Source organism: Aquicella siphonis (assembly GCF_902459485.1).
GTDB lineage: Bacteria > Pseudomonadota > Gammaproteobacteria > DSM-16500 > DSM-16500 > Aquicella > Aquicella siphonis.
Window position 1 is genome coordinate 1136315 of record NZ_LR699119.1, and the last position, 13596, is coordinate 1149910.

A 13596-nucleotide genomic window follows, 5' to 3' on the forward strand; every position below is an offset into this window, starting at 1 on the left:
TTACTTTACTAGCAACGTACGGTTAGCATTTATCCGCGTTTTCGGAATGCCGATCCCCAGGCGTTAAAAAGCGCTTTTCCCGACTCTCTTCGGTCAACCTGGAAAAAGCAGCGATGCATGTCAATTATTTCAAAATAAGGTTCGGCTGCTTCAACAATGTCCCGGGCTTTCAGGTTGGGCGGAGGTCTGACTCCGGTTTCGGCGCTAATCTCGTTTGCCTGATCTTGACTGCATGCAATGTTTATCCACCAGCCTTTATCATGGAGGAGGGAGGCAATATGGCGAGCAAAGAGGTGTCTTGCCTCTGATGTTTCCATAAAATGGAATACAGCGCTATCAAATACAGCATCAAATTGCGGAAGAGACTGCCACTCACGCATGAAGTCCAGTGTTTTGAATTGCAAAGTCAAATCCAGTGCGGATGTCAGTTTTTTCGCTTGTTCAATGGCAGTTGAGGAAATATCCACGGCGGTGACATGGTACCCTGCTTCCGCCAGCCATCTGGCATTGGTTCCGTAACCACAGCCGATTTCGAGGACATGCGCATTTTTATGAATATAAGCAGTGAATAAACGCTGCATTTCTATATCCGGCTTGCCGCGCTCCCATGGGGTGTCATGTTCACGATAGCGATGGTCCCAGTTCTGATTTTGCATAGAATAACTCCATTTGTTTCAGGATGAGGGATTAATGCTTTTTATCCTGATACTCAAATCAATGTTGCTCATTAAGACTTCCTGCATGGGAATGTCATACGTCAGCTGATTTTCATGATAATAACGCATGGATTCGTGAATTTGTTCGATACTCTTGATGGGCATAGAGCGATTGTTGACTGCTGTGTTAATCCAGCTGGCGCCTTCAGCCAGGTTTTCGGCCACGCAATCACTGAGTGATTCTATGAATGGATGAATCCAGTTTTCAACACGCGTACCCAAAAGAGAAGTGACGGATTTGTTATAGTGGGTATTTTTCGGCGATAAAGTGATGACAGGAATAGCATTCAGCTTGGCCCACATCATTTCCGCGCCTACGCCCAATCCGCAGCGGCCTCGCGCATCCACAAACACGAAGTTGCAACAATAGACTTGCAGCATGTCGCGCCCAAATACAGAGCGCTGATCAGATAAGTCATCCGAGCGTAAGGCAGGGTTCAGTATGGAAATTTCGTAATCGCTTAACAGTTCTTTCAAGTTGCCGATATCTTGCTCACTCCAGTGGGAATCATTTTCTTCATGTGCTTTCTGTATGCTTCCGGCGAGATAGATTGCAATTTTTTTCTTCATGTTTAACTTCTCTTATGAATATTAAGCAATTGTCTAATAGATAAACTCAATATCTTCCACGGTTAGATTATCCCGAATGGCCGCGAGCAGTGCTTCATTGGGTTTGACCAGCCAGGCGCTGCCCAAACGTACATCAGCCTGAATATTACCGCGCAGACAGCGAATAATGACAGAACATCCTCCGCCAGTATACTTGCACAAGAGTTGCTTCAGGTGTTGAACATCCAATTGTCTTGCTGGCGGCAGATGGATACGTAACTGTTTGGCAAAGCGCTCTCGTGCCTGGTCTAGCGTGAAAAGGTCACGAGCGACAACGCGGGGACTATTGCTAAAATCGTCCATGCTGACTTCGCCTTCAACAATCAGTATCTGGTCTTCTGTCAGCAGCGGCCGGTATTTCTGATAAGCTTCGCTAAAACAGATTACTTCAATTTGCGTCGCGCCATCGTCCAGCGCGAAAATGCCGATGCGGTCACCGCGCTTGGTCTGGCGGGTCCGAATGTTCGCTACTATGCCCGCGATCCTGGCAGTCTTATGCTCGCCGGGGTGCAGTTCTGAAATACGGCAAGTCGTAAAATGAGAAAGTTCATTCAGATAGCGCCGCAGGGGATGTCCCGTGAGGTAGAATCCCAGGGTTTCCTTTTCGCCCTGTAGCTGGACTTCATCCGGCCAGGGCGGCGTGTCAACATACTGGGGCGAGTTGGCGCTGGATAAGCTTCCAAGCAGATCGTGTTGTCCATAGGTTTGATTATGTAATGCCTGTTCGGCATGCTGCAATGCCTGGTTCAGTGAGGCGAGCAAGGAAGCGCGATGCGTGCCCAACGCATCAAAGCAGCCAGACTTGATAAGAGCCTCCAGCACCCGCCGATTGATTTTTCGCAAGTCAACACGCTGGCAAAAATCAAATAAATCCCTGAACGGACCGGCTTCCCGCCTTGCGGCAATCAGGTTTTCGATGGCCGCCGCGCCTACTCCCTTGATTGCGCCCAGGCCATACATCAAGTGGTGATCATCAATGACATTAAAGAAATAATCACTGCTATTGATATCGGGCGGCGAGACATGCAGCTTCATGTCTTGGCATTCATCCAGCAGAATAATGACTTTTTCAGTTCTGTCCATATCCGAAGACAAGACCGCGGCCATGAATGCGGCAGGGTGGTGGGCTTTCAGCCATGCTGTCTGATAGGCGATCAAAGCGTAGGAGGCGGAGTGAGATTTATTGAATCCATAACCGGCGAATTTTTCCATCAAATCAAAAATCTGGTTGGCCAATTCCGCGCTTATTCCGTTAGCTTGAGCGCCGGCGCAGAAAATTTCGCGCTGTTTTGCCATTTCTTCTGGCTTTTTCTTCCCCATGGCGCGGCGCAAAATATCCGCGGCACCCAGGGTATAATTGGCGAGGACCTGGGCGATTTGCATGACTTGCTCTTGATACAGGATGACGCCATACGTAGGACGCAGAACCGGTTCCAGCCTGGGATGCGGATACGTGACTTTCGCGCGGCCATGTTTACGGTTGATGAAATCATCCACCATGCCTGATTGCAGAGGGCCGGGTCGAAAAAGTGCAACAAGCGCGATCAAATCCTCAAAACAATCTGGCTGCAGGCGTTTGATCAAATCACGCATGCCATGCGATTCAAGTTGAAACACGGCGGTTGATTTACAGGCTTTCAATAATTTGAATGTCTGGGTATCGTCCAGCGGAATCAGGCTGATATCGATGGGAGGCTGTTTCTGGCTGCTTCGGGACTGATTGATGACGCGCAAGGCCCGGTCAATAATGGTGAGTGTTTTTAAACCTAAAAAATCGAATTTGACTAGTCCTATGGATTCAACATCATCCTTGTCAAACTGCGTCACGGGATGAGCGGCATCATTGGCTTCGCAGTATAGCGGTACAAAATCAGTCAGCTTGCCTGGAGCAATGACGATACCGCCCGCGTGTTTTCCAACATTACGCGTAATACCCTCCAGTTTGCGTGCGAGATCAATCAGTGTGCGCACCTCTTCTTCCTGTTCATACCGTTCGCGCAGCAAAGGCTCCTGTTCCAGCGCTTTCTCGAGTGTCATGCCGATTTCAAACGGAATCAGCTTGGCGATTTTATCCACATAACCGTAACCGAGCGCGAGTACACGCCCGACGTCGCGTACGACGGCTTTTGCCGCCATGGTGCCGTAGGTGATGATTTGCGATACGCTGTCATGGCCGTGTTTGTTCATGACGTATTCAATGACACGGTCACGGCCTTCCATGCAAAAATCAATATCAAAGTCCGGCATGGAGACGCGTTCAGGATTAAGAAAACGTTCAAAAAGCAGCTCCAGAGCCAGCGGATCCAGATCTGTAATTTTAAGCGCATACGCCACCAGCGATCCTGGGCCTGAACCGCGGCCAGGGCCAACAGGTATGCCATTTTCTTTAGACCACTTGGTAAAATCAGCGACAATGAGAAAATATCCCGCGAATCCCATTTCATTGATGACTTTCAATTCTCTTTCCAGTCGGCGGTCGTACGCTTCACGGTTCAGGGGCAGGTCTTTGGAACGGTTGCCGCCCAGGGTTTTCAGGCGTTCATCCAGACCTTTTCTTGCGCTTACATCTAGAAATGTCTCGGCATTATAGCCTTCAGGAACCGGAAAGTGCGGAAGTTTGCTCTTTCCCAGGGAAAATGTCACATTGCAGCGTTTGGCAATTTCAACCGAATTGATCAGGGACTCCGGTAAGTCAGCAAATAAATCCAGCATTTCCTGCTGGCTGCGCAGATATTGCTGGTCAGTGTAACAGTGAGGCCGCTGCGGATCGTTGAGTGTCATCCCTTCCTGTATGCATACTCGCGCTTCGTGAGCCTCGTAATCTTCTTTTTCCAGAAAGCGCACATCATTGGTGGCGACAATCGGGATGGACAGGGCTTCCGCGAGACTGACCGCTTCCTGGATGTATTCATTTTCCTGTGGTTTTCCGATGCGGCTGATTTCAATGTAAAACCGTTCAGGAAAAAGGCTGCTCCAGCTGGAAAGACAAGCTTTGGCCGATTCCCGGTCTTGCGACAGCATGGCCATCCCCGCATCCCCTTCCATGCCGCCGGATAGAGCGATCAAGCCATTTGACAGCGATGTTAGCCAGGCTTTCCGAACTACCGGTTTGCCGGCATCGGTTTGCCCGTGAAGATAACTTTTGGAAACCAGCTTCAAGAGATTTTTATAACCCTCCTGGTTTTGACACAATAGGGTAAGGCGGGAGGCGCCTGAAGGATGGGCGGATTCAATCCACAAATCAACGCCAATCAATGGCTTGATCCCGGATTTGATCGCTGTCTGATAAAATTTTACCATGCCGTAAAGATTAGAGAGATCCGTAATAGCGATGGCTGGCATGGCATAAGCCGCAACTTTTTCCATAAGGGCAGGAATGGTCAATAAACCATCACTTAAAGAATATTCCGTATGTATGCGTAAATGAATGAAATTGGGTTCCATAAGAGAAGCATTCCAGCGCTAGGCAATCAAGCCGTTAAAAAAGATATACCATAACAGTGACCGCATCTTTTTTCTATCATTCAAGTATCTGCAGCGCATGTTGACTCGTTGTCAGCGGCCAGAAAACCAGTGCTGAGGAAGATTCCGGGCCGGCAGCGATGCCTGACTCGCAAGGTTATGGAAATTATGTAATAATTGTACATGTTCGCAAATGGATTGCGCGTAACCCTAGCGCGCTGTGCTCGGCACACCGGATGTCTGATTTGGCAGGAACAACGTATGGATACGAGAGGTGCTTAGGTGAAAATAAAATTTTTATTCCTGGTAGGTTGCATGGGATTGTTATCCGCCTGTAATGCCCTGGATGGAAAATGTGATTATCTGCCGCCCAATAATTGCGGGTGCAGCAACAATCCCTATGATTCCTCATATTACAATTGTAACTGCCGGCAATATCTTAGGGCGCAGGCCAGACAGGATTTGTATCACTGTGGCGCATGCAGCTGTGTGGGTGATACCTGTTCCAACTGCTGGTCATGCGGCAAATACTATCAGTTTAACGATCAATAGGCCGCGTGCTTTGATGCCCTGCATTCTGCGTCTACGCATTTTTTTATCATGCGGCAATTGAATTTCCGACATGATGATCCCCTCAGTTCCCAGTAGGTTAATCTGCGAGATTTAGGTATCATATCGGCTTTTCGCTAACAAGGTTAGGGATCCATGAACATCAATTTTCTCGATTTTGAGCAGCCTATTGCAGAGCTTGAGGCTAAGATTCAAGAATTGCGCATGGTAGGCACAGATGCCGATATCAATTTAAGCGAAGAAATTCAGCGGTTGGAAACAAAATGCAACCAGTTGATTAAAGAAACGTTTGGCAAGCTGAGTCCTTGGCAGGTCACGCAGCTTGCCCGGCATCCGCAGCGGCCGCACACTCTGGATTATATCAATCGCATTTTCACGGAATTTGATGAATTAAGCGGCGACAGGATGTTATCCGCCGGCCCATCCATTGTTGCAGGTATTGCCAGGCTGGAGGGCGCACCCGTCATGGTCATGGGGCATGAAAAAGGCCGCAAGACCCAGGAAAAAATAGAGCGCAACTTTGGCATGCCTAATCCCGAGGATTATCGTAAGGCCATGCGTTTGATGAAAATGGCGGAACGCTTCAAGCTGCCCGTGTTCACCTTCATCGATACGCCCGGCGCCTATCCCGGGATAGGGGCGGAAGAGAGAAACCAGAGCGAAGCGATTGCCCGCAACCTCTTCGTGTTGTCCAGGCTGAAAACACCGGTGATTTGTACTGTCATAGGTGAGGGCGGGTCGGGAGGCGCGCTGGCAGTGGGCGTAGGCGACCGGGTGCTCATGTTGCAATATTCCGTTTATTCGGTGATCTCGCCTGAAGGTTGTGCATCCATATTGTGGAAAAGCGCCGAAAAAGCGCCGGATGCGGCGGATGCCATGAATCTGACAGCAGACAGAATCCTTAAGCTGGGACTGGTGGATGATGTGATTCCGGAGCCTTTGGGCGGGGCGCACCGCAATTATGATGCAATTGCGCAGTCGATAAAAAAAGAATTACTGCGACATCTTGCCGAACTGCAGTCACTGCCGCTGACAACACTGCTGGAAGCACGGTACGAGCGCATCATGTCTTATGGTACGAAAGCGTGATGTTGCTGGATGTCTCGCGCGATTTCTGCTCCCGGTTTGGCCGAGGCGGGACTTACTGGGTGGCTTTAAGCGGCGGTATGGATTCACTGGTTCTGCTTTCACTGTGGAATACACTGAGAAACGAGTTAGAACTGGATCTTCGCGTTATTCATGTTAATCACGGCCTCAGCCCTCATGCTGGCTCGTGGGCGCATCATTGCCGGGAAGCCGCCCGCCAGTACGGATTAAACCTGGTTGAGCGCAGTCTGCATCTGATTTTGCAGCCTGGAGAGAGTCCGGAAGATGCCGCGCGTCGCCACCGCTATGCGGTTTTTGCGGAACTCATACGGGAAGGAGATATATTACTCACCGCGCATCACCAGGATGATCAGGCTGAAACCGTCTTGCTTCAACTTCTGCGTGGAGCGGGTCCCAAGGGTTTATCCGCCATGCCTGTGATCAAGCCGTTCGCAAAAGGGTTTCATGGCAGGCCGTTACTGCAGGTGCCGCGCATTAGTATGCGTCAATATGCTGAAAAACTAGGCCTTAAATGGATTAATGATGAGTCGAATGAAGACCGGAAATTCGCGCGTAACTTTCTGCGCCATGAAATCATGCCGCGTCTGATTTCCCGCTGGCCCTCGGCCGCCGCGTCGCTGGCACGCAGTGCGGCGCATTGCGCAGAACAGCATAAGCTGCTTGACGATTTTTTACTGGATAGTGTCAGTCATGTTCAGGGTACCCGGCCGGGTACCTTGTCTGTTACTCAGTTGCTACAATTCAGTCCTGAAAAACAGCGCCTGATTCTGAGGAGCTGGATCAACCTCCATCATTGCCCGCTGCCTGACACAAAAAAGCTGTACTCCATTCAACATTCTGTCTTGAATGCGGCATGGGACCGTTCGCCCTGTGTGCGCTGGGGGCGAGTCTCGTTGCGCAGACATCGTGATGATTTATTTCTTTTGACCGCAACATCCGAATTTGACGCCAGCCGGATTTTTACCTGGGATTTGTCTGATACCTTGTTCATGCATGGAATCGGTAAACTGCATGCCAAACCGGTATGCGGGCAGGGATTGTCCGCAGCCATCAGGCAAGTGACAGTACGCTGTCGGCAAGGCGGCGAAAAAATCGAATTGCCCGCGCGCGGGCGTCGCGCATTGAAAAATCTGTTTCAGGAGTGGCAAGTGGTTCCATGGGAGCGGAATTCCATTCCGCTGATTTATGTCGGGAATGACTTGGTGGCTGTTGCCGGTTATTTCCTGCATGAAGAATTTACCGCGAGGGCGGGAGAGCCGGGGAGAGAATTGTTGTTTGAAAGACAAGGCACATCGATGTGATTATCGCTTTTTTCATCAAAGCATCATCAACGCGGTCAAGAACCGCATTGATGATTAATACAGGTTTGGCGGGTTACTTGTCTTCGCTTTTGGCTGGGTGACATGACTCACACTTAACACAACCGGTGCACAAGTATTTAACGAGCGCGCCAAAAGCAAGCACAGGGAGGGCTGCGTCAAAGAAATCACGGAAGATAATGACTTTGATCAGCATATCACGCGGCAGTTGTGTGCCCAGACCGACGCCGATTGCGACAAGCACGATAATAGACACAAAGATTTTCATAAACATTTATTCTTCTCCTATTCGGGATCTTCTATCCATAAAAGCATACAGCCTAAAGGGAACCATCATGCTAGTCAAGATTGGCATAAATTGTCAATTAGTCATTATGTTAGTACCTGAAAAAGGGTTGGTCTTTTCTAACCCCGGCGGCATGGCTGTGTTGTGAATGTACAATTCGCAAGCTTTAGATCAGAGTGTAATTATGCTAACTTTGCATTGCAGGCAGTAGCTGATTTTGCTAAAGTCGCAACAAGTCATTATCCAACTTTCCATATATAATCCATAATTATGACACGATATATTTTCATCACAGGTGGTGTGGTTTCTTCTTTGGGTAAAGGAGTGGCGGCAGCGTCTCTGGGAGCAATTCTTGAAGCCCGTGGCCTGTCAGTTAACCTGATGAAACTGGATCCTTATATCAACGTTGATCCGGGCACCATGAATCCTTTCCAGCACGGTGAGGTTTTTGTAACAGAAGACGGTGCGGAGACAGATCTTGACCTTGGTCATTATGAACGCTTCGTACGCGTGAAAATGACCAAAGCGAATAACTTCACTACAGGGCGTGTCTACGCGAATGTAATACGCAAGGAACGCAAGGGTGAATACCTGGGCGGAACAGTACAAGTCATTCCGCATATCACCGATGAAATCAAGCACTGTATCGTCGATGGCGCAGGACAGGTGGATGTGGCCTTGGTTGAAATTGGCGGTACGGTAGGCGATATCGAATCTCTTCCGTTCCTGGAAGCGATAAGGCAAATGCGCATGGAGCTTGGGCGCCAGCATGCCTTATTCATTCATTTGACACTTTTGCCATACATCCCTACAGCGGGTGAAATCAAGACTAAACCTACCCAGCATTCCGTCAAGGAATTGCGCTCCATTGGTATTCAGCCGGATATTCTCTTGTGTCGCAGCGACAGGCCTATTTCCGACAGCGCGCGGCAAAAGATCGCACTTTTTACCAATGTGGAAAAAGAGGCAGTTATTCCGTTGCTGGATGTGGATTTCATTTATCAGCTTCCTATTGAATTGCATCAACAAGGACTGGATGAGATTGTGGTGCGGCAACTGGGTTTGACGGCAAAAAATGTCAATCTTCAAGAATGGGAAAAAGTGGTGGATGCCTATCGCCATCCGGATGCGGAAATTACCATAGGCATGGTAGGAAAGTATGTTGATCTGGCGGATTCCTATAAGTCTCTGTCGGAAGCACTCAAACATGCAGGGATTCAAACACGAACGCGCGTTAACATCGAATATATTGATTCCGAAGACCTTGAGCGCAAGGGCGCAAAAAAACTGCTTTCGAATGTAGATGCCGTGCTGGTACCAGGCGGTTTTGGCAAGCGGGGTGTGGAAGGCAAGATTCTGGCTGCGCAGTATGCGCGAGAACAAGGCATACCTTACCTTGGTATCTGCCTTGGGATGCAGATTGCCATCATCGAGTATGCGCGGCATGTTGCTCAGATGCCAAATGCGAACAGCACCGAATTTGATCACGGTACCGAATACCCTGTTGTCGCGCTAGTGACGGAATGGACCACTCAGACGGGTGAGCGCGAGCAGCGCAGCGAAAAATCCGATGTGGGAGGTACCATGCGGCTGGGTGGTCAGGCATGCACGCTGGCTGAAGGTTCGCTGGCGCAGAAACTTTATGGCCGCCATGTCATTGTGGAGCGCCATCGCCATCGTTATGAAGTGAATAATCGTTTGTTACCGGAAATTGAAAAAGCCGGGCTTATCGTTTCCGGCCGCTCCACACAGGATAATCTGGTGGAATTAATTGAGCTGCCCGATCATCCGTGGTTTATTGGCTGCCAGTTTCATCCGGAATTTACTTCTACCCCCAGGGATGGTCACCCCTTGTTTGACGGTTTCATACGGGCCGCAAGGCGAATTCCCAGTGAATTGACCACGCGGCAGCAAGACGCTGTGAGCGGATCTGATTTGCATGGAGTAAAAAGTAAATGAAAATATGCGGATTTGAAGCAGGCCTTGATCAACCCTTTTTTTTGATTGCTGGGCCATGTGTAATCGAAAGCGAGCAATTTGCCATTGATACTGCCGGTGAATTGAAGGAAGTAACGGATGCCCTTCAGATTCCATTTATTTATAAATCTTCATTTGACAAGGCAAACAGAACGTCCGTACATAGTTATCGCGGCCCGGGTATGGAAGAAGGATTGCGTATCCTGGATGCGGTCAAGCAACAGATAGGCGTACCCGTATTGACAGATGTGCATGAAGACACGCCGGTGCGTGAAGTCGCCAGTGTGGTGGATATCATGCAGACACCTGCATTTTTATGCAGGCAAACCAATTATATTCAGCGTGTCGCTCAACAGGGTATCCCTGTGAATATTAAAAAAGGACAATTTTTATCGCCATGGGAAATGAAAAATGTTGTTGAAAAAGCCCTGGAAACCGGCAATCAGCAAATTCTTGTTTGTGAGCGCGGAGCTTCTTTTGGCTATAACAACCTGGTTTCCGACATGCGGTCGGTGGCTGTGATGCGTGAAACAGGATGCCCTGTTGTATTTGATGCAACGCATTCCGTTCAATTGCCCGGAGGCGGCGGCAACAAGACCACAGGCCAGCGGCAATTTGTACCTGTACTGGCACGCGCGGCGGTTGCGGCGGGCGTCTCCGGTATTTTCATGGAAACCCATCCCGATCCGGATAATGCGCCTTCTGACGGCCCCAACATGTGGCCTATTCAAAAAATGCGCGCGCTGCTTGCATCCCTTAAAGAGCTGGATTTAATTGTCAAAAAACCTGGGTTGCTGGAGATTTGATCGTTGCGTGAAGCGGCATCCTCATAGAAGCGGCTGTGTCTATCCAATGACAGAGAGGGGCTTGTTCTATATCTTTAGCGGGCGGAGAGAGGTGTCATCATGCTCGCTGTCAACCTGTGCGGCGGTATTCATCCTGGTGTCCGCATGAGGATGTAAAGCAGGAAAATCAACCCGGTTGATTTCATTTGATAAATGTTCGCCGGAAATAAACGGCTGTGAAAGGATATAATCCGGATGCAAGTCGTTACGGGTGAATTTGACCAGTTGCGTTTCGTGCAGATTGATCGTGCAGCTGATTTCCGGCATGTTCCTTGTGGTTTTGAAGTCCATCAAAATCCTTTCCAGGGTGTTCGCGATTTCAAGCCGCCAGGTTTCCGTGCAATAGGGGAAATATCCAACGGTGGTGGTAATGATGTCATCGCCATGTTTTGCTATTCCGCCCAGGCCGGACAAGGCCTTGCGCAACGCAACCAGTTCATCATTTCGTTTCCATTTGATGCCCAGGCTGCCGTTTGCATTCAGGGAGAGGGACTCTATGGAAAGCTGTATTGAATGATCCACACGGGTCTGATGAATAATGGCGCTTTCCAGCCTGGGATAAATCAGAGGCAGATGGCTTTGTAATAAAATGAATTCATGAAGATTCACTGAGGGATCGGGTATTCCCAATACATTTCTTACCAGTTTCTCAGGCAGCCTGTTCAGCACGGTATCCAGTTCGAATTCTCTCAGGATCAGTGACTTGTCTTCTGAAACAATATCCTGTTCATCAATGCCCGGCTGATATTGGGAAAACTTGGCATATAAATACGATTGGATCAGGCTTTTGTCCCAACTGATTTCATCATAGGCATCGATAACCCGCATGGCGATAATGGTGGTATGCGGGTTGGGTATGGGAGCAAATGCGGTGGGGCCAGCCTTGCGGCCGCTCTGGTCGAGAAATATGCCTGCCTGTGAATCTTGTACGGCGACCCCATAACAGGCCGTCAAGGCGGATTGTATGGCGCGAATAAATGCGCCCAAGGGGGTCATATCATTATGGAAGATGACCAGTGTTTCACCAAACGATCCAAACAGTTTATTGTTTCTGTTGAGGGCGACCAGGCTCTCTTCAATTGCCGCGGCTGTAATAACCGGCGGTACGGAATTCTTTCGCAAAAAGTCGTGAATGAAGCAAGTGGATGCATCAAAGCGTGCAGCGGGGCTGGAAGGCGAGGTATTCCGGTCCTCGGATTCCAGCGGATCTTTTCTGTTAGCAATCATTCACTTGTACTCATGTTCAAGTAAAGGTACCAGAATAAATACTAAACAGACTGCATGGAAATATCAATTCGGGGCTTAGTCTGGCTATTCAAGAGGGAGCGTGCCGCTGGCGGCGGTTTCAGGAGGTGATTTAAGCTTTACTTAATCAAATCAGAGTAAAATTCGTAAAATTAAAAACATTTACTATAACTAAACACAAAACGAGATTCTCTTTATGCGTACTCTGTCATTTGGGCAAGCGGTACTTTTGCTATTCGATATCCATAAGGACGACAAGGTTCTTTCGGCTAAATTGAAGAAATTGTATTTGCAGGGGGTCCAATCTGCCGCTGATACCATGGAAATTCATACCTTATTCAGCCAATGCGGATTGTCAGAACAATATGAAATTTCCTGCGAGCCCCGCATCATAAATGAAGACGTGTCCAGACGATATTTTGAAACACACCTCGCGTTTGAAACATTAAAACATTCGCTGGATGATTTGCCCCTGAGCGAATTGCAATCCTATTTTGCTTCTTTGTATCATTCGCTAATACCTGAAAAACGAGACAAGTTCGATGCGTATCTTGCTGGCAGCATTTCACCTTCTGAAGATAAATTCGCGGCTGAGTATGTTGATGCGATAGCCAAAATCAATACTAATGAAACCTATGGGTTATTATCACGCGAACAAAAAGACAAGGCGATTTTGTTGATGAAATGCTGCTGGCTCGGGATTCTGCATGGCTCGTTGCGTCAGTTGCCCCTCAATATATACGGGACAGGATTTTTTGCCGAAATAAATAGAGGGCGCGTGCCCAAGGATGACAGCGGCAAGCTGTCGTCGTCATTTTGCGCTGGGAAGATGCCGTTTTCTTCCCGGCATTTTGGCTTGATGAAGCAGTATATGCCTGTGCCCGGTAATGACATCATATACACCCAAAATGGTTTTACTTTCATCAAACCTTCGGATCAGAATAATTTTAACCCTGAGGCGGAATGGCCTAAATTAAATTTTGCGGCGTTAGTGCATCCTTTTTCATGTTCGATTTCAGGTACCTTGCTTTGTCAATTTCAATTCATGAAACACTTGCATGATAAAAGTGAGTTGCAATTCAGTTCGCCGGACAAGTTTATCGTATTGTTGAAATGTCTCACCTCTGCATTGTTATTTAATAGCGGCGGTCATGTGTATAATGAGTTCTTCGCTGTCCTGCAGCTGCCAGAAGTCAAGAAGGCATTTGAATTCATGGATGGGTTTGCGCAAATCAACATGCTTTCTGTTTTATACAATGGAAATGAAAAGGCTTTTGACGCCGCACTGACGGATACGATTGAGTATACCAAGGTCATATTGGCCAAACAGGCATTTCATCATAAGTTGACAAATTTCTGATCTTAATAAACGCAATACGCCGATGCGTCTGGCTGGCGGATTTGCTGCGGCCTGGATATCACGACGCCGGCGTCGCTCGCATAACCCATTGGATTTTATG

10 protein-coding genes are annotated in these 13596 nt (G+C 48.5%); 5 read left to right on the forward strand and 5 right to left on the reverse strand.

Features of this window, described 5'->3' with window-relative positions:
* Positions 1-29: 29 nt before the first annotated feature.
* From AQULUS_RS05340 to dnaE, 3 genes are read right to left on the reverse strand one after another with little or no spacing between them, the layout of a single operon-like run.
* Positions 30-656 carry a class I SAM-dependent methyltransferase gene (locus AQULUS_RS05340; RefSeq protein ID WP_148339058.1) on the reverse strand — a complete coding sequence of 209 codons (627 nt, stop codon included), beginning with the start codon at positions 654-656 and terminating at the stop codon, positions 30-32.
* An 18-nt stretch (positions 657-674) separates the two neighbouring features.
* Entirely contained in the window at positions 675-1286 is a 612-nt protein-coding gene (locus AQULUS_RS05345) for a hypothetical protein (RefSeq protein WP_148339059.1), read from the reverse strand.
* Positions 1287-1319: 33 nt separating this feature from the next.
* Positions 1320-4769 carry a DNA polymerase III subunit alpha gene (dnaE, locus tag AQULUS_RS05350; protein WP_148339060.1) on the reverse strand — a complete coding sequence of 1150 codons (3450 nt, stop codon included), beginning with the start codon at positions 4767-4769 and terminating at the stop codon, positions 1320-1322.
* Between the two features lie 723 nt (positions 4770-5492).
* On the opposite strand from dnaE, the gene AQULUS_RS05355 reads away from it, so the two are divergent.
* Both AQULUS_RS05355 and tilS read left to right on the forward strand, forming a co-directional pair.
* Complete coding sequence (locus AQULUS_RS05355; protein ID WP_148339061.1) at positions 5493-6446, forward strand: acetyl-CoA carboxylase carboxyltransferase subunit alpha; 954 nt, start codon at positions 5493-5495, stop codon at positions 6444-6446.
* Complete coding sequence (tilS, locus tag AQULUS_RS05360; RefSeq protein WP_148339062.1) at positions 6446-7765, forward strand: tRNA lysidine(34) synthetase TilS; 1320 nt, start codon at positions 6446-6448, stop codon at positions 7763-7765. Before AQULUS_RS05355 ends, tilS begins: the two co-directional genes overlap by 1 nt.
* Positions 7766-7838: 73 nt before the next feature.
* Here tilS and AQULUS_RS05365 read toward each other — a convergent pair whose 3' ends face one another.
* A complete protein-coding gene (locus AQULUS_RS05365) occupies positions 7839-8057 on the reverse strand; it encodes a hypothetical protein (RefSeq protein ID WP_148339063.1) in 219 nt (72 codons plus the stop codon).
* Between the two features lie 282 nt (positions 8058-8339).
* Between AQULUS_RS05365 and AQULUS_RS05370 the strand changes: the two genes are divergently transcribed.
* Positions 8340-10028, forward strand: a complete 1689-nt coding sequence (locus tag AQULUS_RS05370) for a CTP synthase (RefSeq protein WP_148339064.1) — start codon at positions 8340-8342, stop codon at positions 10026-10028.
* Positions 10025-10852, forward strand: coding sequence for a 3-deoxy-8-phosphooctulonate synthase (gene kdsA / locus AQULUS_RS05375; protein ID WP_148339065.1), 828 nt, complete (start codon positions 10025-10027; stop codon positions 10850-10852). The genes AQULUS_RS05370 and kdsA overlap by 4 nt, the downstream gene beginning before the upstream one ends.
* A 66-nt stretch (positions 10853-10918) precedes the next feature.
* On the opposite strand, the gene AQULUS_RS05380 is transcribed toward kdsA, so the two are convergent.
* Positions 10919-12118 carry a hypothetical protein gene (locus tag AQULUS_RS05380; protein ID WP_148339066.1) on the reverse strand — a complete coding sequence of 400 codons (1200 nt, stop codon included), beginning with the start codon at positions 12116-12118 and terminating at the stop codon, positions 10919-10921.
* Positions 12119-12332: 214 nt separating this feature from the next.
* Here AQULUS_RS05380 and AQULUS_RS05385 point away from each other — a divergent pair, with 214 nt between their 5' ends.
* On the forward strand, positions 12333-13496 hold the full coding sequence (locus tag AQULUS_RS05385) for a hypothetical protein (protein ID WP_148339067.1): 1164 nt from the start codon (positions 12333-12335) through the stop codon (positions 13494-13496).
* Positions 13497-13596: the final 100 nt, after the last annotated feature.